21 protein-coding genes are annotated in these 24,654 nt (G+C 55.2%); 16 read left to right on the top strand and 5 right to left on the bottom strand.

Translation table 11 applies throughout. The features are described 5' to 3' along the window. Positions 1-40 precede the first annotated feature (40 nt). The 6 genes from Q669_RS19080 to Q669_RS10800 are packed head-to-tail and all read left to right on the top strand — an operon-like array spanning position 41 to position 6,626. Positions 41-544 carry a GspH/FimT family pseudopilin gene (locus Q669_RS19080; RefSeq protein ID WP_081699730.1) on the top strand — a complete coding sequence of 168 codons (504 nt, stop codon included), beginning with the start codon at positions 41-43 and terminating at the stop codon, positions 542-544. A 26-nt stretch (positions 545-570) separates the two neighbouring features. Beyond that, positions 571-1,008 carry a type IV pilus modification protein PilV gene (gene pilV / locus Q669_RS19085; protein WP_022992215.1) on the top strand — a complete coding sequence of 146 codons (438 nt, stop codon included), beginning with the start codon at positions 571-573 and terminating at the stop codon, positions 1,006-1,008. Between the two features lie 8 nt (positions 1,009-1,016). Beyond that, positions 1,017-2,063: a PilW family protein gene (locus tag Q669_RS10785; protein ID WP_160170557.1), complete on the top strand. Its 1,047-nt coding sequence runs from the start codon at positions 1,017-1,019 to the stop codon at positions 2,061-2,063. Between the two features lie 9 nt (positions 2,064-2,072). Continuing rightward, complete coding sequence (locus Q669_RS19090; RefSeq protein WP_160170558.1) at positions 2,073-2,660, top strand: PilX N-terminal domain-containing pilus assembly protein; 588 nt, start codon at positions 2,073-2,075, stop codon at positions 2,658-2,660. Between the two features lie 16 nt (positions 2,661-2,676). After that, complete coding sequence (locus Q669_RS10795; RefSeq protein ID WP_036149482.1) at positions 2,677-6,183, top strand: pilus assembly protein; 3,507 nt, start codon at positions 2,677-2,679, stop codon at positions 6,181-6,183. A gap of 11 nt (positions 6,184-6,194) precedes the next feature. Further along, positions 6,195-6,626, top strand: coding sequence for a type IV pilin protein (locus tag Q669_RS10800; protein WP_022992219.1), 432 nt, complete (start codon positions 6,195-6,197; stop codon positions 6,624-6,626). Positions 6,627-6,639: 13 nt separating this feature from the next. On the opposite strand, the gene Q669_RS10805 is transcribed toward Q669_RS10800, so the two are convergent. From Q669_RS10805 to Q669_RS10815, 3 genes are all read right to left on the bottom strand, one after another. After that, complete coding sequence (locus tag Q669_RS10805) at positions 6,640-7,203, bottom strand: GspH/FimT family protein (protein ID WP_022992220.1); 564 nt, start codon at positions 7,201-7,203, stop codon at positions 6,640-6,642. A 119-nt stretch (positions 7,204-7,322) separates the two neighbouring features. Beyond that, positions 7,323-8,711, bottom strand: a complete 1,389-nt coding sequence (locus Q669_RS10810; RefSeq protein ID WP_022992221.1) for a sigma-54-dependent transcriptional regulator — start codon at positions 8,709-8,711, stop codon at positions 7,323-7,325. A gap of 49 nt (positions 8,712-8,760) precedes the next feature. Continuing rightward, entirely contained in the window at positions 8,761-10,407 is a 1,647-nt protein-coding gene (locus Q669_RS10815) for a sensor histidine kinase (protein ID WP_022992222.1), read from the bottom strand. Between the two features lie 92 nt (positions 10,408-10,499). On the opposite strand from Q669_RS10815, the gene Q669_RS10820 reads away from it, so the two are divergent. Then, positions 10,500-12,164: an NAD+ synthase gene (locus Q669_RS10820; protein ID WP_022992223.1), complete on the top strand. Its 1,665-nt coding sequence runs from the start codon at positions 10,500-10,502 to the stop codon at positions 12,162-12,164. Between the two features lie 8 nt (positions 12,165-12,172). Here the strand turns inward: Q669_RS10820 and Q669_RS10825 are convergent, their stop codons facing one another. Then, on the bottom strand, positions 12,173-13,006 hold the full coding sequence (locus tag Q669_RS10825) for an outer membrane protein assembly factor BamD (protein ID WP_022992224.1): 834 nt from the start codon (positions 13,004-13,006) through the stop codon (positions 12,173-12,175). A gap of 172 nt (positions 13,007-13,178) precedes the next feature. Here Q669_RS10825 and rluD point away from each other — a divergent pair, with 172 nt between their 5' ends. The 3 genes from rluD to clpB all read left to right on the top strand — a co-directional run bounded on the left by rluD (position 13,179) and on the right by clpB (position 17,658). Beyond that, complete coding sequence (gene rluD / locus Q669_RS10830; RefSeq protein WP_014420609.1) at positions 13,179-14,156, top strand: 23S rRNA pseudouridine(1911/1915/1917) synthase RluD; 978 nt, start codon at positions 13,179-13,181, stop codon at positions 14,154-14,156. Positions 14,157-14,205: 49 nt separating this feature from the next. Further along, positions 14,206-14,904: a peptidoglycan editing factor PgeF gene (gene pgeF, locus Q669_RS10835; RefSeq protein WP_022992225.1), complete on the top strand. Its 699-nt coding sequence runs from the start codon at positions 14,206-14,208 to the stop codon at positions 14,902-14,904. Between the two features lie 174 nt (positions 14,905-15,078). Then, positions 15,079-17,658: an ATP-dependent chaperone ClpB gene (gene clpB, locus Q669_RS10840; RefSeq protein WP_022992226.1), complete on the top strand. Its 2,580-nt coding sequence runs from the start codon at positions 15,079-15,081 to the stop codon at positions 17,656-17,658. An 81-nt stretch (positions 17,659-17,739) separates the two neighbouring features. Here clpB and Q669_RS10845 read toward each other — a convergent pair whose 3' ends face one another. Then, positions 17,740-18,216 carry a DUF4124 domain-containing protein gene (locus Q669_RS10845; protein ID WP_011784399.1) on the bottom strand — a complete coding sequence of 159 codons (477 nt, stop codon included), beginning with the start codon at positions 18,214-18,216 and terminating at the stop codon, positions 17,740-17,742. Positions 18,217-18,686: 470 nt separating this feature from the next. Between Q669_RS10845 and Q669_RS10850 the strand changes: the two genes are divergently transcribed. The 6 genes from Q669_RS10850 (at position 18,687) to Q669_RS10875 (ending at position 24,565) form a co-directional block, all read left to right on the top strand. Then, entirely contained in the window at positions 18,687-20,405 is a 1,719-nt protein-coding gene (locus tag Q669_RS10850) for an acetolactate synthase 3 large subunit (protein ID WP_011784400.1), read from the top strand. A gap of 2 nt (positions 20,406-20,407) precedes the next feature. Further along, the gene (gene ilvN, locus Q669_RS10855; protein WP_011784401.1) at positions 20,408-20,899 is read left to right on the top strand and encodes an acetolactate synthase small subunit; all 492 of its coding nucleotides are present in this window, start codon (positions 20,408-20,410) and stop codon (positions 20,897-20,899) included. A 64-nt stretch (positions 20,900-20,963) separates the two neighbouring features. Further along, positions 20,964-21,980 (top strand): ketol-acid reductoisomerase, encoded by a 1,017-nt coding sequence (ilvC, locus tag Q669_RS10860; RefSeq protein ID WP_011784402.1) that lies wholly within the window; start codon positions 20,964-20,966, stop codon positions 21,978-21,980. 90 nt (positions 21,981-22,070) lie between these two features. Further along, positions 22,071-22,886, top strand: a complete 816-nt coding sequence (gene pssA, locus Q669_RS10865; RefSeq protein ID WP_011784403.1) for a CDP-diacylglycerol--serine O-phosphatidyltransferase — start codon at positions 22,071-22,073, stop codon at positions 22,884-22,886. Positions 22,887-22,973: 87 nt separating this feature from the next. Beyond that, the gene (msrP, locus tag Q669_RS10870; protein WP_022992230.1) at positions 22,974-23,948 is read left to right on the top strand and encodes a protein-methionine-sulfoxide reductase catalytic subunit MsrP; all 975 of its coding nucleotides are present in this window, start codon (positions 22,974-22,976) and stop codon (positions 23,946-23,948) included. Next, complete coding sequence (locus tag Q669_RS10875; RefSeq protein WP_022992231.1) at positions 23,948-24,565, top strand: sulfite oxidase heme-binding subunit YedZ; 618 nt, start codon at positions 23,948-23,950, stop codon at positions 24,563-24,565. Before msrP ends, Q669_RS10875 begins: the two co-directional genes overlap by 1 nt. The last annotated feature ends 89 nt before the right edge of the window (positions 24,566-24,654 follow it).

A 24,654-nucleotide genomic window follows, 5' to 3' on the forward strand; every position in this document is an offset into this window, starting at 1 on the left:
ATCGAAAAGCCATGGCGGTTTTTTTGTGTCTGGATATTGTATGAATATGACAAAAGTATCAGGGGGCTGTTCCATGCGATCTCTCGCTCACCAGCGCGGGTTTACACTCATTGAATTGATGGTCGTAATTGCACTTGTGGCGATCACCGCAACGATAGCTGTTCCTGGTTTCAATCGAATGATTGAGTCAAACCGCATGACGGCGACGACTAACTCGGTGATAGGAACGCTGAATTTCGCGAGAAGTGAAGCCGTGCGCAGAGGGGAGCCCGTGCTGGTTACACTGGCAGGAAATGGAAGCGTCCAGGTATATGTTGCGGCGGATTTGAACACGCTTCTTCGGGAGACAGGAGCACTACCGAACGGAGTAAGCCTCTCGCGTGATCCAGATGCGGATACCGTCTTTCGTGGGAACGGAATGATGCAGGGTAATCAGGTGCGTAGGCATTATGACATTTGCTCAAATAATGGTGTGTCTGATGCGCGCGTTACCGTCAATGTTGGTGGGCAGACGTCAGTAAACCAAGGTGCGCCAAATTGTTAACTGGCCAGAGTAATCAGGGGTTTGGAATGCCTGAAAAATATAGCGATGTAAAAAAACGATGTTCCGGTTTTTCGATGATCGAAGTCTTGATTGCCCTGATTGTATTGGCTATCGGTCTACTGGGCGTTGCAGGGCTGCAAACAGTTTCCATGCAACAGACAGTGGCATCAGATACCCGGTCTGTGGCGGTTATGCATGCGCAATCCATGGCAGAAACAATCCGATCTCTAAGAGGTGTACCCAATTCTTCAGTGGTCAACGCCTGGGAGGCCGAAGTAAAAAGAGACCTCGGGTCGGCTAGCGCTGCCAAAGTGGAGTCTGTTGGAACTAATAGCGCGAATATCGACATCACCTGGATAGAACGCGAGAGCCGGCTGGATCCGGAAGAAGTTGATGCGGATGGTGGCGCCCAAAGACAAGAAGTGTCGGGTAGCTTCAGCTTGACGATAAGGTACCGGGAATGAAATCTAGAATGAAAACGCTGCAGAAGTCGTCAGCCCGCCAACAGGGTCTGTCGCTCGTCGAGCTTATGATCGCGCTTTTGTTAGCGTCGATTCTGACCGTTGGTCTGTACCAGGTTTTTAGCTCAAACAGTTTTTCGTTTCGTTTGAACGAAGCATCGGCAAGAGCTCAGGAAAGCGGTCGTATTGCCTCGGAGGTTCTTGGGCGAGAAATACGTGGTGCGGGCTACTTCGGCTGCAACGTCGAAAGTGTTGTCAATAATCTCGATGATACCGATGAAAGCTATGATCCGGACTCACACTCGTTTGATATCAGTGCGGCGGTTTCTTCTGCAGCAGCAACGCGACCAGCCGATGCAATCGCCGGGACTCATCACTTAAGACTGTCTGGCATGGAAAATAGTGGAATTGAAGTGAGGACGATGGGTCCTGCCACTTCCGCCTCATTTGATATTACTGAACGGGGAGGATTGGTTGATGGTAGTGTTATTGCCATATCAGATTGCTCCGGAACGGACATTTTTCAGGTTTCCAGTATTCAGCAGGGCGGGGGAGGAAATCTGAAAATTACAGTCGTTGCTAATAGTGGTGAAGATGATCCGGGCAACGATTTTACAGACAACGGGTGCACTAACTGTCTGGCCAATAGTTATGGTGCAGGAGCCCAGATTCTGCAGCCCTATAATCGCACCTATTTTATCGGCCAGAGCAATACAACCGGTGAGCCAGCTTTGATGCTCCAACGAACCGATGGAACGGTGGTCGAGATGGTCGAGGGCGTTGTGGATATGCGTATCAGAATGGGAACCTCGAACACTCCAAATAATCCGGTTAATCAATGGACGGATGTTACCGGAGCTATTTCCTGGAACGATGTGCGAGCGGTGCAGGTTAGTCTGTTGGTGCGAGCTGGCCGAAATAATTTATTGGAAGGCACACAAAACCTGTGTTTCCCGGGCTGGAATGATTGTAGTAGCGGTCCAAACTTTACCGCCCCGGATAATCGTATGTACCGGGTTTATGACTTCACCATGAATGTTCGTAATTCTTCACGGTAGGGGATGCTAATGACCAATATAAGTTCACAGCGTGGTATAGCTCTTATTCTCTCGCTTGTAATTTTGCTGGTGTTATCCGTGCTGGCTGCGTCCTCTATGCAAGGATCGATCATGCAGGAGCGGATGTCGATTACCGCCCGGGAAAGCAGTTTGGCGCTTGAGGCCGCTGAAGCGGGGCTGAGAGAAGTTGAATCTCGTCTTAGTAATCTCGATAGCCTGGATAACTTCGGGAATGCAGACGGCACGGGAAATAGAACCGGCTGGTATCACATTGGCTATGCTCCAAAGGTTTTTGACGCCACTACCTGGACGGGGAGTGGCGTGATTGAGGCTGCTGAAATAGATGGCATAACCCCCCTTTACTTTCTCGAATATCGAGGGCTGGTATCGTTGAATATTGGCGGAAGCCTGGGGTCAGTGCGTAACCTGAATTATGAAGGCCGGGGTGATGCGGCAGGCGGGTCTAGCGCAGCCTCAGCTGAGGCCGAGTCGGTTCGGATTGTGGTAATGGCTCAGGGACCATCGGGCCAGAGCCGCAAGATGATAGAGGGGTTTTATTTCTTTGATCCTGACCAGGCCGCTGGTAATAACGATTAGTTGGAGGGTGTGGACGATGTTTAAAAAATTAAGCTGGCGGTACGTAGCTTTGGGGTTGATGACAGTTCTGCCCTCAGTTGGTTATGGAGAAGTAAATTTTTCGCAGAAGCCTCTATATTCTGGTGGGGCTGTTGAGCCAAATATGTTGTTCGTTATCGATGACTCTGGCTCCATGAGTTGGGGATTTATGCCGGATGACTTGGTTGATGATTTATTAAATTCCGAGAATAGTAGTCGGCGCCTGGTGAACTGTGAAGATAGAGTCTTTTATGGCGGAGCAGATTTCTGTGCTATGGATTTGGACGATGCCCCTGGGTTAGCTTCACACAGGCACAACACACTTTATTACAATCCTGATCAGAAGTATGAGCCGCCTTTGAAGGCAGACGGTACTAGTTATCCTAATATCGATTTTTACAAAGCGCCATTAGACGGATATTCGGTTGACTCCACTGTTAATCTGAATACAGAGTATCGGGCTCTGATGGACGATTATTACTACTATGGTCGTTACTATTATAATGTCTGGTGGGGAGAGACCTACGATAATATATATGGATTTACTATTAGCCCTGACGGAAATGCGGGTTCAGCCTTTATCAATCGATATGATACAGACTGCGGAGACCCAACATCTGTAAGTTGCTTTGACTATAAAGCTATCCCCATCGATGACCGTAGCGAAACTGATGAATATCAACGTCAAAACTTCGCAAACTGGTTCTCGTATTATCGAACCCGCATGATGGCTTCGAAAGCCGGAATCGGGAAGGCCTTTAGTGCAGAATTGTCGGAAGATTTCCGGCTCGGTTGGGGCGAAATCAACCGGGAAAAGAATACGGTTGATGATGCTGCGAGTGTACGGGCGATCAGGGCCGGTGTCCGTCGTTTTGGAGACGTGAAATCAAACTTCTTCACCTGGTTGTATGGTCGCGAACCTGATGGCGCAACGCCCTTGCAACGGGCATTGGAGGGCGCGGGTCAATATTATGAAAAAAGTGGCCGCGCCTGGGCTGATGACCCTTCCCAAGCTGTAAATAAAAATTCAAACCCTATGAGAGAGTGTCGTCAGAGTTATACCATTCTCATGACGGACGGCTACTACAATGTGGGCTCTGACTACAATCCAGATCTTACAACGTTCTCGGATGATACCGACGGCGATAAAATTGAAACAGGGCTGAACGCCCCATATCAATACAAGCCTAAAGCTCCCTACTCAGACGGTTACAGTGGTCGTGTTTCGCTAGCAGATGTTGCCATGCATTACTGGAAGCGGGATCTGAGAACTGATGTCGACAATTATGTCCCTACGATAGACGCAACAGAAACGAAACCCGGTAATCCGGCATTTTGGCAACACATGGTTACCTATGGCGTCGGGTTGGGCGTGTCAGGAAGTATTGATCCCGACGATGCGTTTAAGGCAGCGCTCGAAGGCACGTCTGTTGACTGGTGGGCCGGTAGCGATAACGAGGACAAAATTAACGACCTTCTGCACGCTGGTGTTAATAGCCGAGGCGGCTTCTTCAGTGCTGCGGATCCGGCGACTTTCAGCTCGGAGTTGGTTGAAGTTCTCAAGGATGCTACTGCTCGGGCGGGTTCTGCGACGGGACTTGATTTCAGTATTACTTCCTTTAAGGAAGGCTCACTGTTGTTCTCTGCTTCTTTTGATCCCTCTGGCTGGCGAGGTGACGTAAAGGCTGTGGAGTTGTTGGCGACCGAAGAGGGAGAGCCGGTTATCCCAGGGGAAGATGATGAAGCGGACGGCTGGTCTGCACGAGATAAGTTGGATAGCCGGGATCTGGCAGCCAATGATCGGGATATCATTACATATGATGGGGGCAGAGGTCGTCCCTTTACGTGGAGTAATTTGACCACTGCGCAAAAACAGGATCTTCAGACCGGAGACAATACACTCGCTGAGGATAGGTTGAGCTATCTCAGGGGTGACCGATCCTTTGAGGCCGATCTGGACAATTTCAGAAAACGCAGCAGTAGGCTCGGAACCATTGTCAACTCGACACCGCGATATGTCGGTGTGCCAGACTCGGAGTGGCCTAATTCAGCAGCCTTCGGGGATGGAAAGTATTCTTTGTATCGCACCAGTATGAAGGATCGGACTCCCGTGGTTTATGCCGGAAGTAATGATGGCATGTTGCACGGATTCAAAGCGACGACGTCTGATGACGGCGGCGGTGAGGAGCTGCTTGCTTATGTTCCATCATTTGTGTTTTCTGACCAGGCAGGGCAAGGCCTCCACTACCTGACACAACCTGAATACCAGCACCGATACTACGTAGACTTGGAGTCTCGGGTAACGGATGTGCATATCAAAGGCCGGAACGTTGCCGGCGGGGTATCTGATGCTAAGTGGCGTACGATACTGCTCAGCGGTGGCCGGGCCGGTCCAAAGGGACTGTTCGCGTTGGATATTACAGATCCTGACTCGTTCTCTGAAGAGAATGCATCCTCGCTGGTGCTTTGGGAGTTTACCCACGAAAAACTCGGCAATCTTGTCCAGCCGCCGGTAGTTTCAATGGCAGACTGGGGCAATGGTGACTACCGTTGGACTGCGTTTGTGCCCAGCGGCTACAACTCGGGTTCAACTGGCTTCTTTATGCTGGATATTGAGGGTGGAGTCGATGGAAGCTGGGGTGCCGATGACTATAAGTACATTGAATTCGACTCATCAGGCAGCGGTCTGTCCCCACTTACCGTGATCGATGTCACTAGTGATTATATTGCCGATCGCGTTTATGCGGGCGATCTTGAGGGGAATATCTGGGTGGCGGAAAGAACCAGCAAAGGCTGGACCTCATCCTATGTTCAAGGTAATACGCCAGTAGCCTACTTTGAAGCTTCAAGACCAATTACTGCTGCCCCGACGATTGGTCCGGCGAGTGCAGAGGGTAACGGCCCAAATCTGATGATCATGTTTGGCACGGGTCGCTACCTGGAAACCGGCGATGTAACTTCGACTGCTGATGAATTTTTCTACGGCGTTCTGGAGCAAAGCAATGCCAAAGTTCCTCTTGGAGTGTCTAATCTCGTTGAGCGTGAGATAAAGACGAAAACTGGCCAGGTTGATGGAGTGACCCAACTTATTCGTTATGCGGAAGGTGACCCAATCGACTACAAGAGCAAAGATGGCTGGTATGTCGAGTTGCCTACTACTGGAGAGAGGGTGATTACTAACGGTGTCATTCGTGGTCAGTACGCTTATGTCAGCACCCTGATACCCAGTGCGGATCCCTGTATGGGAGGAGGTGATGGCTGGATCATGGCATTTGATATGCAAGAGGGTTCTGTAGGGCTCGACAATGATCCAGACGCACTCGGTGCATTTGAAGACTCTACCCAGGATGCTATGGGTTATAAGGTTGAAGGTGTGCCGTCACAATTGAAAGTTTGGGGCGAATTCCTGGCCTATGATTGCGCGGGTTGCGGCGCCAGGCTTGATGCGTTGCCTCCTTTTGGTCTGGCGCTTGGTCGCAAGGGCTGGCGTGAACTCACCCAATAACGGATGGACAAATGACTAACAGATTTGGATTTAGCCAGAGCCGAGGGTTCACGCTGATTGAGCTGATGATCGTGGTTGCGATCATCGGCATCATTGCGTCGATTGCTTACCCGTCCTATCAGGAAAATGTCAGGAAGACCCGCAGAGCCAATGCTCAGGCCGATTTACTGGAGTTGGCTCAGTGGATGGAGCGCCAATATGCGCAGGATTATTCCTATCTCGTTGGTGGAAATCAGCCAACACTGCCTTTTACTTCGTCTCCTCGAACAGGGACGGCCTTTTACGCGATTAGCTTCAGCGGGAATGTAACGCAGAACGGTTTCACGCTCCAGGCACAGCCTAGTGGTGATCAGGCCCAGGATAAGTGTGGAACTTTAACGCTCGATAATGCCGGCTCCAAATCTGCAACCAAGGGCGGTAGTGTTGTGACAGATTGTTGGTAAAACTGATTTTGGTTTAGCAGTCAACAGCTGTTCCATTTGCGCGTTCAACGATTCCGTCGCCGTTTTGGTCTTTAGCTACTCGAACCCGGCCACCTTTGCTAATGATAATGTGAGCAGCAGAGGTGGCCGAGTTGCTTGGAGGGCACCAGGTAATATTTCCGAGGTCGCTGTACATCATTCCATTTGGCCGAAATTGAAAGTAACTTCTGGATAGAGATCGAACCTTTCTCGTGCCATAGCTGGTGCTTGGAAGGACTCTCAAGATAATGGTGTTGGCAGAAATAGACCGTTGGTTTTGGGGGTCGTGAAACATAGATACGTCACTATTCCAGTCTCTTCCACACCGCCCGTCTCTTTTAAGCGGACACATTGTGACGACTTTGCCACTCATTACAGCTTCTTGTCGGGCTAAAGCAAAAAAGCCAAGGATGGAGTTCACCTCAGCCGAGCCTTGACCATTTTCAACCAACTTGTTTGTGCCGGGAATCGCCGCAGACAAAAGAATGGAGAGAATCGCAAGTAGGGTAAGTAATTCGATCAGAGTTAGCCCCTGACAGGCATAATAGCGAGAGCGCATAGTAACATCCTTGTATCAATCCTTTTTCAAGAGGAGTATCCTGCTCCAAGTTCCGTAAGGTTATCAGGAGTTCTTTGGGGTGTGTGAGCTCTTGTTTGTTTTGTGAGCGGCTTCACGCTTCACTCCATCCCCAACTTCTTCAACCGATACCGCAATGCCCGAAAGCTGATTCCCAGCCTCTTGGCCGCCGCCGTTTTATTCCACCGCGTAGCTTCCAGCGCTTTTTCAATGGCCTGTCGCTCGATGCTTTCCAGATAACCTTCGAGATCAATCTCGCCCTCTGGCACCGGGGCCGAGGTGGCGTCCGTTTCTGAGCCCGTTTCCGAGACAGCCGGGACCGAGCCCGCTGGCGCAACACCGCCGCCGAGATGCAGATCCCCGGCATCAATCAGGTCTTCGTCGCACAGGGTAAAGGCGCGCTCCAGAATGTTCTCCAGTTCTCGCACGTTGCCGGGAAACTCGTAGCCTTTGAGTCGCTCGATGGCGGCCGGGGTGAGTCTGGCCGGGTCGCATTCGTATTCCCGGGCTATGCGTTGGAGAATGTGTTCGGCCAGCAGGGGAATATCCTCGGCGCGCTCGCGCAGCGGCGGAACTGCCAGTTCGATGACGTTGATCCGGTAGAACAGATCCTGGCGGAAGTCGCCTTCCTGCACCAGTTCCGGGAGATTTTTATGGGTGGCGCTGAGCACCCGGATATCCACCGGCACTTCCTTGGTGTCGCCTACCGGACGAACGGCTTTCTCCTGGATAGCCCGCAGCAGTTTTACCTGCATGGCCAGCGGGAGGTCGGCCACTTCGTCCAGAAACAGGGTGCCACCATCGGCGGAGCGAAACAGGCCCTGTTTATTTTCGACGGCGCCGGTGAAACTGCCTTTTTTGTGGCCGAAGAACTCGCTTTCCATCAACTCCGAGGGGATGGCGCCACAGTTCACGGCGACAAAGGGGCCGTCACTTCTGGGCCCTTGCAGATGAATCATGCGGGCAACCAGCTCCTTGCCGCTGCCGGATTCACCACTGATAAACACCGGTGCCTGGCTTCGGGCGAGCTTTTTTGTCTGTGTGCGCAGTTTCCGGATTTGCGGCGAGTCGCCCAGAAGCAGCCCGGGTTCATCGGATTCGGCGGTTTCACGGGCTTTGGGTTCGGACAGCTTCAGGGCGCTGTTGACGAGTTCCCGCAGGCGGGGCAGCTCCACGGGCTTGGACACGAAGTCAAAGGCGCCGGCTTTGAGCGACTCGATGGCTGTGTCCATGCTGCCATAGGCGGTAATCACGGCAACGGGGGTACAGGGCGTGTGTTGCTGAATCCAGTGCACAAGCTCTATGCCATTGCCGTCTGGCAGGTTCATGTCGGTCAGGCAGAGCTGGGGTTTGTGCTGTTGCAGAAGTTCCCTGGCGCTGGCCAGGTCGGGGGCGGTGTAGGTGGTAATGCCCATCCGGGTGAGGGTGATTTCCAGTAGATCCCGGATATCCGGCTCGTCGTCAACAATCAGCGCTGTCTGTGTAGTCATTCTGTGTATTCGGTTCCCTGTTGAATTCAAACGCCCGATGGCCAGCTGGTCAGATCATTCGCCCGGGGTGAGCGAACGTTATGCGGAATCGGCACCCCGGTTGGCCATCGTCGACCAGCGACAGGTGTGCCTGGTTGGCTTCGCATAACTCCCGGGCCAGGTAGAGGCCGAGCCCGGTTCCACTCTTGTCCGTGGTAAAAAACGGCTCGAATACGGAATGCCGGTGCTCGGCGCTGATGCCCGGGCCGAAATCCCGAACATCCACATAAGCCCGCTTGCCATCGGCCGTGGCGCCTGCAATTAATTGTATCCTGTTTTGCCCGGTCTGCTGTTTGCTGTACCGCAAACCATTGTCGCACAGATTCACCATCACCTGCTCAATCTGGCTCTTGTCGAAACGAGCCTGTGGAATCTGCTCGCTGATATTCAATTCGATGGTGGTGGCCGTTTCCCCATTCAGCGTCTGCACGAAATCATCCCGGAACTCGCGAAGCCATTGGCCGACATCTATCAGCTCGGAATTTGCGGTCCGGCGGCGAGAGAGATCCAGTACATTCTCGATGATGCCATTCACCCGTCGGGAGTGACGGCGAATGATATCGAGCATGCGAAGATCCCCCTCATCCAGGCTGGGGGATTCTTCCATTAACTGGGCTGCGTGGCTGATGGCGCCGAGAGGATTCCGGATTTCGTGAGCGATGCCAGCCGTTAATCGTCCTAGGGACGCCAGCTTCATCTGTTGGGCCTGCTGCGTCACTTTGCTCATGTCTTCAATAAACACCAGAATCTGGTCGCCCCGCTCCTGGTCCAGTTGCGTGAAGTTGGCCTGCAAAAGCGGTGAGGTAGACGACGCCTGAAAGGGTTCAATCCGCATGTTGGGGTTTTTCAGCCAGCTTTCGAGCCCCTGCCTGAGCGGTTTAGGCAGTAGCCGTGCACGGGGCTCCAGATCTTCTCCATCGGCGCTCACACCGAACAGCAGTTCTTCGGCGGCGGCGTTGGCAAGCCGAATCTGGCCGAAACGATCAAGCACCAGGATGCCGGTACGCATGCGCTGGATGATCTGCTGGTTGATCTGTTCCAGTTCCTGAATGCTCCGTGCCCGGCTGCTGGCCAGGGCTTCGCTTCGGATCATCCGTTTTGAAATGCCCTGCAGGACAAAAGCCGCGGCAAAGTAGAGTATGCCCAGAGAGCCCGCCCGGACAATGTCGTCGGCGGTTTCATTGATGGCGAGTACCGCCCAGCCGGAGATGCCGAGAGAGCAGATGGCAGCCAGCGCCGCGTAGAAGGTGCCTATCCGGCTTGGTGTCAGAATATTGCCCGCCGCCACCGAAATGATAACCAGGTTGGCCAGGCCATTAGTGATACCGGTGCTGGCCAGTAACAGTCCATGCATCACCAGTATGTCGATCAGAATGGAGAGCGTGATATGCCGCTGTCGTGGCTGGAAGCCGGCAAGCAGTAGCAGTGCGGTAAAGCCATTGATTGCCAGGTAGGTAACCACGCCCGCCTGGTAGTACTCCAGCCAGCGGAACTTGCTGTCGGTGGTGAATGGATCGAAGAGCAGCAAGCCCAGCAGCATCAGGCTGATGACCACGCGATAATGATTGTAGATCCGGAACAGCCTTCCCTGTTGCTGCTTGGCCGGCGGCCCGAAAGCAGAGCGCTTGCTGTCTTTGTCGGCAGTGTCTTGAGCCATGGAGCGAGTCATCTGTCTGTGTGCGGGAGAAATCTTTGTTGTTGACGGGTTATAATAGCCTTTTAACGGCAACAAGTTACAGGAGCCAGTCCATGCCGGAAGCCGGTCAAACATCCCAGAGCCAGAACGCCGCCAGAAAACTCCGCGTTGTTATGGCGCAACTGGATTTCCTGGTGGGAGATATTCCGGGCAATACCGATCTGATTCTGGAGGCAACCCAGCGGGCCTGGACGGAGCATCAGGCCGATATCGTTGTCTTTCCGGAGCTGTGCCTGACCGGCTACCCGCCGGAGGATCTCCTGTTGCGCCCGAGTCTGGATCTTCGCGTGCGCGATGCACTGGAAAAGCTGCAAAGTGCGGCACTGTCTCCGGCGATGGTCATCGGGGCTCCTATTCGCTCTGGAGGGTTGCTATATAATGCGGCGCTGGTGATTGAAGCCGGTCAGATTCGTGGTCGCTACTTCAAACGCTTCCCGCCGAACTACCAGGTTTTTGACGAAAAGCGCTATTTCGCCGAAGGTTCCGACACACTGGTGCTCGACATTAAAGGCCAGCCTGTCGGCATTACCGTGTGTGAGGATCTCTGGAAAGATGGCCCTGTGGAAGATGCGGCAGCCGCGGGTGCCCGGCTCATCCTTAATCTCAATGCCTCGCCCTACGATATCGATAAACAGGCTCGTCGCAAGGCTTTGCTGGAGCGCAAGTCCCGGGAGAACCGGGTCAGCATCGTCTACGTGAACCTGGTGGGCGGTCAGGATGAGCTGGTGTTTGATGGCGGCTCCATGGTGTACGACCACTCGGGTGGGCTGTCTGCGGAGGTGCCTCAGTTCGAGGAGGGGCTGTACCCGGTGGATTTCCTGTGCGAGCACCATTGTCAGCCGATTTCTCGGCCGTTACCGCCGGAACCGCAGCTGGAAGCCAATGTTTACAACGCCCTGGTGACCGGCGTACGGGATTACGTGAACAAGAATGGTTTCAAGTCGGTAGTGCTGGGCCTGTCCGGCGGCATCGATTCGGCGGTTACATTGGCGGTTGCGGTGGATGCCCTGGGCAAGGAGCGTGTGCGCGCGGTGATGATGCCGTTCCGGTATACCTCCAGCATCAGCCTGGAAGATGCCGAAGCCGAGGCCACCGCTCTGGGTGTGCAGTATGACGTATTTTCCATCGAGCCCATGTACGATGCCTTCATGGCGGCGCTGGCAGAACCGTTTGCGGGCACAAAGCCCGATACCACTGAGGAAAACCTTCAGGCCCGTCTGCGGGGCGTGCTGCTTATGTCACTGTCCAACAAGTTTGGCTCTTTGGTGCTTACGACCGGCAACAAGAGTGAAATGGCGGTTGGCTATTCCACGCTTTATGGTGACATGGCGGGTGGCTTTGATGTTCTGAAGGATGTGCCGAAAACGCTGGTTTTCCGGCTGGCGCGCTACCGCAACACCTTGTCACCAGTGATTCCCGAGCGGGTGATTACCCGCCCGCCCTCAGCCGAGCTGGCGCCGGACCAGAAAGATGAGGACAGCTTGCCGGGCTATGACGTACTGGATCAGATCCTGAATCTGTACGTGGAGCGTGATTACAGCGCCGATGCCATCGTAGCGGAAGGGTTTGAACGGGAAGACGTGGACAGGGTGGTCAGGCTGGTCGATATCAATGAATACAAGCGCCGCCAGGCCCCCATCGGTGTTCGTATTACCGAGCGGGGCTTTGGCAAAGACAGACGCTATCCCATTACCAACGGCTGGAAGAGCGGGAAGTAATCCCGCTCTTATTCATCCCCCATCAGACCAAAGGTCACCACGTTGGTCAGTGACCGGTTCTGGCGGCGAAGAAGATCCGATTCGTACTCACCGTTCTCGTTGAAGGCCTCGCTGTTGGGGAAATTTTTTCTCAGGGTGGCAATGGCATCGTTGGCGCCCTTTTTCAGCTCGAGAAAGCGGAAGGTATCCGCCATGATCATCAGAGCTTCTTCCACTGAAGGCGAAGACGAATAGTTCTCCACTACGTAGCGGGCACGGTTGTTGGCGGCCACATAGGCTTCACGCTTGATGTAGTAGCGTGCGGCGTGCAGCTCCAGTTCAGCCATGCGGTTGCGGATAGCGATCATACGCTGGCGGGCGTCCAGGGCATATTCACTGTCCGGAAACCGGTTCAGCAGCTGTGAGAAATCGCGGAAGGCCTGCAGCTGCTCGCCGGGATTGCGCGCGGCCACGTCAACAGGGAAGTAGCGGGCGGCCAGACCAAGGTCCAGGTTGTAGGAGGCTAGCCCTCTCATATAGAGGGCGTAGTCCAGGTGATCGCTCTGCGGATTCAGGCGCATGAAGCGGTCGGCGGCGGCCCGGGAACCTTCAAGATCGAGGTTCTGATAACGGGCAAAGATCAGATCGAGCTGGGCCTGTTCGGCATAACGGCCGAAAGGGTAATAGGTCTCCAGGGCATCCAGATTCTGTTCGGCTTCGTTGAAGTTGCCCGAGTTCATGGCCTTGCGGGCGTTTTCGTAATAGGTTTCTTCCGGCAGGACTTCCACCTCCTTCTGGGACGCGCAGCCGGCGGCCAGCGCAAAGAGAGTGGAAAGTAGCAGTAATCGAACGACTGATCTCATGCCGGAATCCCGTATAATGGTCAGAACTTGTGGTTTGATTGGCCATTGTAACGGGGAAGGCTGTCTGTGTGCAGTGTTTCCCGATATTGGTCTCAGAATCTGACCGAAACGTAACATCGCCGCCTGTCCGGCGGCCGTCTGCGCCAGAAACCAACGGCGAAAACGAGGCTGAATGACTTCCGAAAACCGAATTACCGGCCAATTTACCGTACCGCCGGAGCTCAGCGATAAACGGCTGGACCAGGCGGCGGCGGAACTGATGCCCGAGCATTCCCGCTCCCGCCTGCAGTCCTGGATCAAGAGCGGAGCCCTGACGGTGAATGGAAAATCCCGTAAGCCGCGGGACAAGGTAATGATGGGCGATTCCCTGGCTCTCGATGCTGAGCCGGAAGTGCAGGTGACCTGGGAAGCCGAACCCATCAGCCTGGATATCGTCTACGAAGATGAGCATTTGCTGGTGATCAACAAGCCGGCCGGGTTGGTGGTGCACCCAGCGGCCGGCCATGCCGATGGCACGCTGGTGAACGCCCTGCTGAACTACGCGCCGGAAGTGGAAAACCTGCCGAGGGCAGGTATTGTTCACCGCCTGGACAAGGATACCTCCGGCATCATGGTGGTGGCCCGCAGCCTGATTGCACATACCTCTCTGGTAGACCAGTTGCAAACGCGCACGATGGGGCGGGAGTATGAGGCCGTGGTGGTGGGCGCGCTGACCGGTGGTGCAACAGTTGACGCACCTATTGGCCGTCATCCGCAGGATCGTAAACGCATGGCCGTGGTTTCCAGTGGCAAACCGGCGGTCACCCATTACCGTCTGCTGGAGCGTTTTGCCGCGCATACCCTGGTTCGTTGCAAGCTGGAAAGTGGCCGCACCCATCAGATCCGTGTGCACATGGCGCATGTGCGCCACCCGCTGGTTGGTGATCCTGCCTACGGTGGGCGTCTGCGGTTGCCCAAAGGCACTACAGAGGAGCTTCGGGATGTACTGGCTGCGTTCACCCGGCAGGCCCTGCATGCGAGACAGTTGACCCTTGAGCATCCGGAAACGGGTGAGATTCTGAGCTGGGAGGTGCCGCTGCCAGAGGATATGGTTCACCTGATCGAAGCTCTGCGCAAACACGCCCGTGAGCTGGAAGAACGTGATTTCTGATAACTACATCCTGAGGCCGAGTTGGTCCGCGCCGGGGGCGGTGCAAGCCATGTGCACGACTCGCAAGGGAGGCGTCAGTGAGGCGCCGTGGAAATCGCTCAACCTCGGTAATCATGTCGGGGATAGCTCCGAATCTGTCGCCGAAAACCGGCAGCGCCTGGCCCGCTTCACGGGGTTAGAGGTGGATCGGATTGGCTGGTTGAATCAGGTGCATGGTGCTAGGGTGGTCGAGCTTACACCCGACAACGCTCAACAGGTGCCTGAAGCGGATGCCAGTTTCACCCGATCGCCCGGCCTTGGTTGTGCCATTCTGACTGCCGACTGCCTGCCCGTAGTGATTGCGGATTCCGATGGAACCGTAGTGGGGGCTGCTCACGCCGGCTGGCGCAGCCTCAGCGGAGGCGTGCTGGAAAACCTGGTCAGTGCGATGGCGGTTGAGCCTGACAAGCTTTCGGCCTGGCTGGGTCCCGCCATTGGCCCCGACAGTTTCGAAGTTGGTCCGGAGGTGCGCGAAGCGTTTGTTCGGCATAGCCCGGTGGCTGAGACCGCCTTTAAAACCAGGGGGGCTCGCCCAGGCCATTTCATGGCCGATATCTACAGCCTGGCAGCCCTGCGCCTGCATCAGGTTGGTGTCTCGGCGGTCGCTGGCGGTAGCCTGTGCACCGTTCAGGATCGGGAATGGTTCTTTTCCTATCGCCGGGATGGTCAAACCGGCCGCATGGCGACCCTGGTCTGGTTAAAATCCTGAACTCCTGATTGCTCCCCCTGATGTGTTAACTGACAGCCGTCAAATTTCTGACGAATTGAGGTCGGCTCAACTTGAACTCCCCCCACTTGCCCCTACATTAAGTTTCAAAGCAATCGGAATATCCGCACCACAGGGTTGATCGGTATTCACTACGAATTTTGGGGATAAGAGCACATGAGAATCGACAAGCTCACCAGCAAACTGCAAACCGCGTTGGCGGATGCGCAGTCCATCGCGGTTGGCAAAGACCATAACTTCATCGAGCCCGTGCATCTGATGCAGGCCCTGCTGGACCAGCAGGGAGGCTCCATTAAACCGCTGCTCAAACAAGTGGGGGTTGAGCCCGGCCGGGTACGGCAGGCCGTGGCGAAGGAAATTGAGAACCTGCCGGAAGTGCAGGGCAATGCCGGCGATGTGTCCATGTCGAACGACATGGGGCGACTGTTCAACATTTCCGACAAGCTGGCCCAGAAGCGGGGTGACCAGTTCATATCCAGTGAGCTGGTTCTGCTGGCGGCGGTTGAAGACCGTGGTTCATTGGGGCGCATTCTGCGAGAGCAAGGCGTTGACAAGGCGGCGCTGGAAAAGGCGATTGACGAAGTGCGTGGGGGAGAGTCGGTGAATGATGCGGGCGCTGAGGAAAACCGTCAGGCGCTTTCAAAGTACACCATTGATCTTACCGAGCGGGCTGAAGCCGGTAAGCTGGACCCGGTAATCGGTCGCGATGACGAAATCCGTCGCACCATTCAGGTACTGCAACGCCGGCGCAAGAACAACCCCGTGCTGATCGGTGAGCCTGGTGTGGGTAAAACCGCGATTGTTGAGGGGCTGGCCCAGCGTATCGTCAACGGCGAGGTGCCCGATGGCCTGAAGGACAAGAAAGTACTGTCGCTGGACATGGGCGCATTGATTGCCGGCGCCAAGTTCCGGGGTGAGTTTGAGGAGCGCCTGAAGGCAGTGCTTAACGAGCTGTCGAAACAGGAAGGCCAGATCATCCTGTTCATTGACGAAATCCACACCATGGTAGGCGCCGGGAAAGCCGAGGGTTCGATGGATGCCGGAAACATGCTGAAGCCGGCGCTGGCCCGGGGTGAGTTGCACTGTGTCGGCGCCACCACGCTGAATGAGTATCGGGAAAATATTGAAAAAGATGCAGCGCTGGAGCGCCGTTTCCAGAAGGTGCTGGTCAGCGAGCCCAGTGAGGAAGATACCATCGCCATCCTGCGTGGGCTGAAAGAGCGCTATGAGGTTCACCATGGGGTTGAGGTAACGGATGGCGCCATCATCGCGGCCGCCAAGCTGTCTCATCGATATATTACCGATCGTCAGTTGCCGGATAAGGCCATTGACCTGGTGGATGAAGCGGCCAGCCAGATACGTATGGAAATGGACTCCAAGCCTGAGGCTCTGGATCGCCTGGAGCGCCGGCTGATTCAGCTCAAGATTGAGCGGGAAGCCCTGAAAAAGGAAACCGACGCCGCCTCTAAGAAGCGGCTGGAAGAGTTGTCTGCCGTTATCGGCAACGTTGAGCGCGAATACGCCGACCTTGAGGAAGTCTGGAACACTGAAAAGGCGGCTCTGCACGGCTCCCAGAAGATCAAGAGCCAGCTGGAGCAGGCTCGGATTGACCTGGAGAATGCCCGCCGTGCAGGGGATCTGGGCAAGATGTCCGAGCTGCAGTACGGCAAGATCCCGGAGTTGGAGCGCCAACTGGATATGGCCAGCCAGGCGGAAATGATGGAAATGAAGCTGCTGCGCAACCGGGTGACGGATGAGGAAATCGCTGAAATCGTCTCCAAGTGGACCGGGATTCCAGTATCCAAGATGCTGGAGGGTGAGCGCGACAAGCTGATGCGCATGGAGGAAGCCCTCCACGATCGGGTCATTGGCCAGGATGAGGCGGTGGAAGCGGTATCCAATGCGGTGCGCCGGTCACGGGCTGGTCTGTCGGATCCGAATCGTCCCAACGGTTCTTTCCTGTTCCTCGGGCCGACGGGGGTGGGGAAGACCGAGTTGTGCAAGGCGCTGGCAAACTTCCTGTTCGATACCGAAGAGGCCATGGTTCGCATTGATATGTCAGAATTCATGGAGAAGCACTCGGTCGCCCGTTTGATTGGTGCGCCTCCCGGATATGTGGGGTATGAAGAGGGTGGCTACCTGACCGAGGCCGTACGTCGCCGGCCATACTCGGTTCTGCTTCTGGATGAGGTTGAAAAGGCGCACCCGGATGTCTTCAACATCCTGCTTCAGGTGCTGGATGATGGGCGTCTGACCGATGGTCAGGGCCGCACGGTCGACTTCCGCAACACGGTGGTGGTGATGACCTCGAATCTGGGGTCCCACATAATCCAGGAGAAGGCCGGAGAAGAGAACTACGAAGACATGAAGTCGGCGGTGATGGAAGTGGTTGGCACCCATTTCCGGCCGGAGTTCATTAACCGTGTGGATGAAGTAGTGGTGTTCCATCCGCTGGCGGAGTCCCAGATTCAGGGCATCGCCCGCATCCAGATCGAGAATCTGGCCCGTCGCCTGAAGGATCAGGATATGAAACTGGAACTCGGAGACGACGTGATGCAGTTGCTGGCGGAAGTCGGGTACGACCCGGTTTATGGTGCGCGGCCGCTGAAGCGGGCGATTCAGCGCATGATCGAAAATCCGCTGGCGCAAAAGCTGCTTCAGGGTGCGTTTGTGCCCGGCGATATCATTCGCGCAACGGTGCAGGAAGACCGGTTGGTGTTCAGCAAGAACGGCTGACGAGGGAACTACAGTTGCTGATTTAAAAAAGGGCGGAAGACACGAGTCTCCGCCCTTTTCTGTTATCCGAACCCCTAGGGTTTAACGCGTGCTGCTGCCGCCTTGGTCCGGGCCGCAGTTTTCGTCTGCGATTTCCTGGAATTTCTGGCGCTGCTGCGCAATTTCCTCGGGACTCAGGTACCGGGTTTCACCGTTCTCCTCCACCCGGATACGAGCGTTGTTATTGATCACCTCAAGATTGGAGCGTGCTGTTCCGCAGTTGGCCTCGCGCTGCTTCCGGCGAGCTTCTTCAACCGCGGATTCTTCTCTTTGCTGCTGCTCTGCCGCTTGTTGTTCCTGCAGTTCGTCCAGCTGTTCCTGGGCGCTTCGTCGCTGAACACCGGCGCCCTGACTGGTGCCGGAACGAACGTTGACCTGCTCGGCGTTACGGCCGGTTGGCTGTCGGTCGCCAAAGTGTGTTACGCCGTTCTCGTCTGTCCACTTATAGACCGAAGCGCTGGTTGCAAGGCCGGGCGCGGCCGCCATCAATACCGTCAGCAATAATATTTTTCGGTTCATGTCTCTGCTCGTCACTTGGTTACTGCCTGTGGCTATCATGCCATCGGATGGCTGGATTTTCCTGTCTCTGGTTCAAAATCTTGCACGCAGTTTTGCACAGTATGGCAGAGAGAGGCGAATTCGGCGGTAATTAAGCCACAGCGCCTATTGACAGCGAGTTTCCCGCTGTCAGAATTACCGATTGCCTGAAGACTGGGGTCAATACGGCAGGCAATCCCGAGCGAGTATCCCCCGTTAATCACCACACTGCGTTCGCCAGCGTCTGGCGGGCCTTGGTTGTTGCTTACGTGCAACCCGTTGATTGGCCGTTCTCCGCAACCCTCAGGAGGGCGGCTGGCCAGGAGACAACCTCTTTAGTTTTAGTGTGGAGGAGTACGCCGGTTCCGCTTTCACAAGAAGCAGGGAAACCGAGAATCCAGGCAACCGGGGCGTAACCCGGCTCATTCACTCGTAGAAGAGGGTAGAAAATCGTGGAGTTATTGTCTGGCGCCGATATGCTGATCCGCTCCCTGCAGGATGAAGGGATCGAATACATATACGGCTATCCGGGTGGTGCAGCCCTTCATATTTATGATGCGCTGTTCAGGCAGGACAAAGTCAAGCATATTCTGGTGCGGCACGAACAGGCGGCGGTCCACATGGCCGACGGCTATGCCCGTGCAACCGGAAAACCAGGTACCGTACTGGTGACCTCGGGTCCTGGAGCCACCAACACCATTACCGGCATTGCCACCGCGTTCATGGATTCCATCCCCATGGTGGTTCTGTGCGGCCAGGTTGCATCCACCCTTATTGGTGAGGATGCCTTCCAGGAAACCGATATGATCGGTGTTTCCCGTCCGGTGGTTAAGCACAATCTGAGCGTTCGTCACCCCGAGGAAATCCCTGAGGTAATCCGCAAGGCATACTACATCGCTGCTACCGGTCGTCCCGGTCCGGTTGTGGTTGATATCCCGAAGGATATGACCACACCGAATGAGCGCTATGAGTACTCCTATCCCAAGAAGGTCAAGCTGCGCTCCTATAACCCGGCGGTTCGTGGCCATGCCGGTCAGATCAAAAAAGCCGTCGACATGCTGATGGCGGCCAAACGCCCGGTCATCTATGCCGGCGGCGGTGTGATCCTGGGCAAGGCTTCCAGCCAGTTGACCGAGCTGACCCGGACCCTGGGCTTCCCTATCACCAACACCCTGATGGGCATTGGTTGCTATCCGGCGACTGACAAACAGCACCTGGGCTGGCTGGGTATGCACGGTACCTATGAAGCCAACATGGCGATGCACCATTCAGATCTGATTCTCTGTGTGGGCGCGCGCTTTGATGATCGCGTGACCAACGCCACCGAGAAGTTCTGCCCGGGCGCGCGCATTATTCATATCGATATCGACCCGGCATCTATCTCAAAGACCATAGATGCAGACGTGCCCATTGTCGGCCCGGTGGATGCGGTACTGAAAGAAATGCTGTCGCTGGTAAAAGAATCCAGGGACAAGCCGGATGCCGAGGCGCTGGCATCGTGGTGGAAGCAGATTGAAGAGTGGCGCGCGTTCCACGGCATGCGTTACGAGACCAGCCCGGATGTAATCAAGCCCCAGGAAGTGGTCGAGATGCTCTGGAAGCTCACCAATGGTGATGCCTTCGTAACCACCGATGTAGGTCAGCACCAGATGTTTGCTGCCCAGTACTACAAGTTCGACAAGCCGAACCGATGGATCAACTCCGGTGGCCTCGGCACCATGGGCTTCGGCCTGCCGGCCGCCATGGGCATCAAACTGACCCATCCGGAAGATGAAGTGCTGTGCTTTACTGGTGAAGGCAGTATCCAGATGAATATCCAGGAACTGTCCACCTGCAAGCAGTACGATCTGCCGGTGAAGATCATCAACCTGAATAACCAGGCTCTGGGCATGGTCAAGCAGTGGCAGGACATGAATTACGAGTCCCGCCATTCCCAGTCTTACATGGAGTCTTTGCCGGACTTCATCAAGCTGGCGGAAGCGTATGGTCATGTGGGTGTGCGCATTGATCGCAAGGAAGACCTGGAGCCCAAGCTCAAGGAAGTCCTGGCCATGAAAGACAAACTGGTGTTTGTCGATATCTATGTGGACCGCTTTGAGCATGTCTATCCCATGCAGGTCGCTCGAGGATCCATGAAAGACATGTGGCTCAGCAAAACGGAGAGGGTGTGATCATGCGTCGAATCATTTCTGTTTTGCTGGAAAACGAACCCGGCGCACTGTCTCGTGTGGTTGGCCTGTTTTCGCAGCGCAACTACAACATCGAAACCCTGACCGTGGCGCCCACGGAAGACGAAACCCTGTCTCGCCTGACTGTCACCACGACAGGTTCCGACAAGGTTATCGAGCAGATCACCAAGCAGCTGAACAAGCTGATCGAAGTGGTCAAGCTGGTGGATCTGACCGAGGGCGCTCACATCGAGCGGGAGCTGATGCTGGTCAAGCTCAAGGCAACCGGATCCCAGCGTGCCGAGATCAAGCGCACGGTGGATATCTTCCGTGGCCAGATTGTGGATGTCACCAGTTCTGTCTACACCGTGCAGCTTGCCGGCGACAGTGAAAAGCTGGACGGCTTCATTCAGGCGGTGGGCACTTCGGGTGTTCTGGAAGTTGTTCGCACTGGTGTATCTGGCATTGCCCGGGGCGAAAAGGTGCTCAGCCTGTAAGGGCTGCCGAAACAAATCGAAAATCATGGCCCCGAGGGGTCAGTACATATAATAGAGGTTTCTCATGCAGGTTTATTACGATAAGGATTGCGATCTTTCCATCATCCAGGGCAAGAAAGTTGCCATTCTCGGCTTCGGCTCCCAGGGTCACGCTCATGCGTGTAACCTGAAGGACTCCGGTGTAGACGTGGTTGTTGGTCTGCGTGCCGGTTCATCCTCCATCGCCAAGGCTGAAGCCTATGGACTGAAGACCAGCGATGTGGCTTCTGCCGTTGCATCTGCAGACGTGGTCATGGTTCTGACGCCGGACGAGTTCCAGGCCCAGCTGTACCGTGAGGAAATCGAGCCGAACCTGAAGCAGGGCGCTACCCTGGCCTTCGCTCACGGTTTTGCGATTCACTACAACCAGATCGTTCCGCGCAAAGATCTGGACGTGATCATGGTTGCTCCGAAAGCTCCGGGCCACACTGTGCGCACCGAGTTCACCAAGGGCGGTGGTATCCCTGACCTGATTGCGATCTTCCAGGACGCGTCCGGCAACGCCAAGAATGTAGCTCTGTCCTACGCCAGCGGCATCGGCGGCGGCCGTACCGGTATCATCGAAACCACCTTCAAGGACGAAACCGAAACCGATCTGTTCGGTGAGCAGGCGGTTCTGTGCGGTGGTGCGGTTGAGCTGGTTAAAGCCGGCTTCGAAACCCTGACCGAAGCAGGCTACGCTCCGGAAATGGCGTATTTCGAGTGTCTGCATGAGCTTAAGCTGATTGTTGACCTGATGTACGAAGGCGGTATCGCCAACATGAACTACTCCATCTCCAACAACGCCGAGTACGGTGAATACGTAACCGGCCCGGAGGTGATCAACGAGCAGTCCCGCGAAGCCATGCGTAACGCATTGAAGCGCATCCAGAGTGGTGAATACGCCAAGATGTTCATCTCTGAAGGCGCATTGAACTACCCGTCCATGACCGCTCGCCGTCGCCAGAATGCGGCTCACGAGATCGAAACCGTGGGCGAGAAGCTGCGTTCCATGATGCCGTGGATTTCCGCGAACAAGATCGTGGACAAAGACAAGAACTGATCCGGATTTTCGGTAAGGTTTGGAAACGCGGCCCCTTGTGGCCGCGTTTTTCGTTTATACTCCGCCCAAATGCTTTCCGGAGTTTATGGAATGACTGAAGAAAAGAATACCGTGGAAAAATCAGAAACCAGGAAAGCCGCAGATCCGGAAATTGAGCCCGGTGAAGTGGTTGAAGAGGAGCTTGTTGAGGGGGCAAAGGTTCGTCGCAAAGGCATTTACCTGCTTCCCAACGCGCTGACGACAGCCTCTCTGTTCTCTGGATTCTATGCGATTGTTTCTGCCGCCAATGGTGTGTTCGACAATGCGGCCATTGCCATTTTCGTGTCCATGATTCTGGATGGGCTGGATGGCCGTGTTGCCCGGATGACGAATACTCAGAGCAAATTCGGTGAGGAATACGACAGCCTTGCCGACATGGTGGCCTTCGGTGTTGCGCCCGGCCTGGTGGCGTTTTTCTGGTCCCTCAACGGATTGGACAAAGTGGGCTGGGTGGTTACGTTCATCTACGTGGCCGGCGCAGCATTGCGGTTGGCCCGGTTCAATACCCAGATCGGCTCCGTGGACAAAAAATACTTTGTGGGCCTGCCTAGTCCATCGGCAGCTGCCTGTGTTGCGGGGCTGGTGTGGTGTTTCCACAGTTTCGAGCCATCGTCCTGGCTGACGTTGCTGACAATTATCGTTGTGGCCGGAACCGGTGTGCTGATGGTCAGCAATATCCTTTACCGCAGCTTCAAGGATCTCGATCTTCGAGGTCGGGTGCCTTTCGCGGCAATACTTCTAGTGGTGCTGGTGTTTGTGGTGATCGCCCTTGATCCCGCCACCGTACTCTTCACCGGGTTCCTGATTTACGCACTTTCCGGCCCGGTTCGGGCTCTGTTCCGTCGCAAGCCGGCCCGCGCTCGGTAGGGCTTACCCCTCGGCCGAGTGAATCGGCCGGGAATTTTCTCGGGAACCTCCGGTCAGTTACCTCAAGTAATGAATTGGAGATTCCCGATGCTTATCAAGCGCCGCCCGTCGTGGGCTCTGTCAGAATCTGAAGTGACTCCTGAATCCGTCTACCTGAACCGGCGGAAATTCATGGCCGGGACGATGGCATCCGCTGCGGCGCTGACCATGCCGGGCCTGCTCAGGGCGGAGGAGGGCGGAATTCCTGGCGACTCCCTGCAATATAAGGCCATGCCGGCGTTTTCTACCGACGAAAAGAAAGCGCCTTACCCCGCGATTACTTCCTACAACAATTTCTATGAATTTGGCACGGATAAGGGCGATCCTGCGCGCTATGCCGATGCCATGTCGGTCGACCCCTGGTCTGTGTCTGTCGAAGGTGAATGTGCAAAGACAGGCACCTATGCGCTGGAAGATCTGTTGAAGCCTCACCAGTATCAGGAGCGTATTTACCGGTTGCGTTGCGTGGAAGCCTGGTCGATGGTGATTCCGTGGGTCGGTGTGCCGTTGGCCGAAGTGCTCGCCAGTCTGCAGCCGACATCAAAAGCTAAATACGTCTACTTCGAAACGCTTCATGATCCGGGCCAGATGCGTGGGCAGCGCTCCATGTTCAGCGTGATTGACTGGCCCTACCGGGAGGGGCTCCGGATGGACGAGGCCATGAACGAGTTGTCGTTTCTGGCCATTGGTTTGTACGGCAAGACCCTGCCAAACCAGAATGGTGCGCCGATCCGCCTGGTTGTGCCATGGAAATATGGCTTCAAGAGCATCAAGTCGATCGTCCGTATCCGCTTCATGGAGCAGCGACCCAAGACCAGCTGGGAGATGATCGCGCCTGAAGAGTATGGCTTTTATGCCAACGTGAATCCGGAAGTGGATCATCCGCGCTGGAGTCAGAAGCGTGAGCGTCGCCTGCCCTCTGGTTTGTTGAGCCCGAACTGGATCGAGACGGTGAAGTTTAACGGCTATGGTGAGCACGTCGCCCATTTATATAAGGGCATGGATTTGTCCAGGTATTATTGATGGCATCCAAGGCTTCTCGTCAATTTCCCTATGCTCCGGTTAAAGTTCTGGTTTTTCTGATCTGCCTGATTCCGCTCGCGTTGATCGGGTGGGACATCCAGAACGGTAATCTGGGGCCTGATCCAGGCCAGACCATTACGGAAGCACTGGGTATCGCGGCGTTCCAGTTTCTGCTGATAACCCTGTTGATCTCACCATTGCGAAAAATCACAGGTTGGGCTGGTTGGCTCCGCTTTCGCAGGATGGTGGGGTTATATGCTTTTTTCTACGCGGCTTTGCATGTGCTCGCCTTCCTCCAGTTCATTCTTGGATGGTTTGATTTATGGGCAGCCTTTACCAAGCGCCCCTATATCATCGCGGGTGGCTTGGCGTTCCTGTTAATGGCGCCGCTGGCGGCGACCTCGACCAGGGGCATGATGAAAAGGGTGGGGCGCGGCTGGAAACCATTACATCGTCTTATCTACAGCTCGGCACTCCTGGCCTGGGTTCATTTTCTGTGGCAGGCGCGCAGCGACGTGACCGAAATGATGATCTATGGCCTGGTGCTGGCTGTTTTATTGGGGGCTCGCGTGTACTGGTCAGGTTTTTCCACGCTCATTCCTCTGAGAAGAGCGTGATTTTGATCAACGTCTGAGCGTTTTGGTGGGTATTTGATCGTTGGCGTAGGTGGAAACCGAAGCCCGGTAAAATAAATTGAAAATGGGCG

It is taken from the genome of Marinobacter sp. C1S70 (assembly GCF_000475355.1).
Classification (GTDB): domain Bacteria; phylum Pseudomonadota; class Gammaproteobacteria; order Pseudomonadales; family Oleiphilaceae; genus Marinobacter; species Marinobacter nauticus.

Excerpts from the sequence above, each read along its gene's own strand:
- Q669_RS10815 (WP_022992222.1), bottom strand. The coding sequence starts at position 10,407 with ATGGCTCAAGACACTGCCGACAAAGACAGCAAGCGCTCTGCTTTCGGG.
- rluD (WP_014420609.1), top strand. The coding sequence starts at position 13,179 with ATGACTTCCGAAAACCGAATTACCGGCCAATTTACCGTACCGCCGGAG.
- Q669_RS10820 (WP_022992223.1), top strand. The coding sequence starts at position 10,500 with ATGCCGGAAGCCGGTCAAACATCCCAGAGCCAGAACGCCGCCAGAAAA.
- Q669_RS10785 (WP_160170557.1), top strand. The coding sequence starts at position 1,017 with ATGAAAACGCTGCAGAAGTCGTCAGCCCGCCAACAGGGTCTGTCGCTC.
- clpB (WP_022992226.1), top strand. The coding sequence starts at position 15,079 with ATGAGAATCGACAAGCTCACCAGCAAACTGCAAACCGCGTTGGCGGAT.
- pgeF (WP_022992225.1), top strand. The coding sequence starts at position 14,206 with ATGTGCACGACTCGCAAGGGAGGCGTCAGTGAGGCGCCGTGGAAATCG.
- ilvN (WP_011784401.1), top strand. The coding sequence starts at position 20,408 with ATGCGTCGAATCATTTCTGTTTTGCTGGAAAACGAACCCGGCGCACTG.
- Q669_RS19090 (WP_160170558.1), top strand. The coding sequence starts at position 2,073 with ATGACCAATATAAGTTCACAGCGTGGTATAGCTCTTATTCTCTCGCTT.
- Q669_RS10795 (WP_036149482.1), top strand. The coding sequence starts at position 2,677 with ATGTTTAAAAAATTAAGCTGGCGGTACGTAGCTTTGGGGTTGATGACA.
- Q669_RS10800 (WP_022992219.1), top strand. The coding sequence starts at position 6,195 with ATGACTAACAGATTTGGATTTAGCCAGAGCCGAGGGTTCACGCTGATT.
- ilvC (WP_011784402.1), top strand. The coding sequence starts at position 20,964 with ATGCAGGTTTATTACGATAAGGATTGCGATCTTTCCATCATCCAGGGC.
- pilV (WP_022992215.1), top strand. The coding sequence starts at position 571 with ATGCCTGAAAAATATAGCGATGTAAAAAAACGATGTTCCGGTTTTTCG.
- Q669_RS19080 (WP_081699730.1), top strand. The coding sequence starts at position 41 with ATGAATATGACAAAAGTATCAGGGGGCTGTTCCATGCGATCTCTCGCT.
- Q669_RS10875 (WP_022992231.1), top strand. The coding sequence starts at position 23,948 with ATGGCATCCAAGGCTTCTCGTCAATTTCCCTATGCTCCGGTTAAAGTT.
- Q669_RS10845 (WP_011784399.1), bottom strand. The coding sequence starts at position 18,216 with ATGAACCGAAAAATATTATTGCTGACGGTATTGATGGCGGCCGCGCCC.
- msrP (WP_022992230.1), top strand. The coding sequence starts at position 22,974 with ATGCTTATCAAGCGCCGCCCGTCGTGGGCTCTGTCAGAATCTGAAGTG.
- pssA (WP_011784403.1), top strand. The coding sequence starts at position 22,071 with ATGACTGAAGAAAAGAATACCGTGGAAAAATCAGAAACCAGGAAAGCC.
- Q669_RS10810 (WP_022992221.1), bottom strand. The coding sequence starts at position 8,711 with ATGACTACACAGACAGCGCTGATTGTTGACGACGAGCCGGATATCCGG.
- Q669_RS10825 (WP_022992224.1), bottom strand. The coding sequence starts at position 13,006 with ATGAGATCAGTCGTTCGATTACTGCTACTTTCCACTCTCTTTGCGCTG.
- Q669_RS10805 (WP_022992220.1), bottom strand. The coding sequence starts at position 7,203 with ATGCGCTCTCGCTATTATGCCTGTCAGGGGCTAACTCTGATCGAATTA.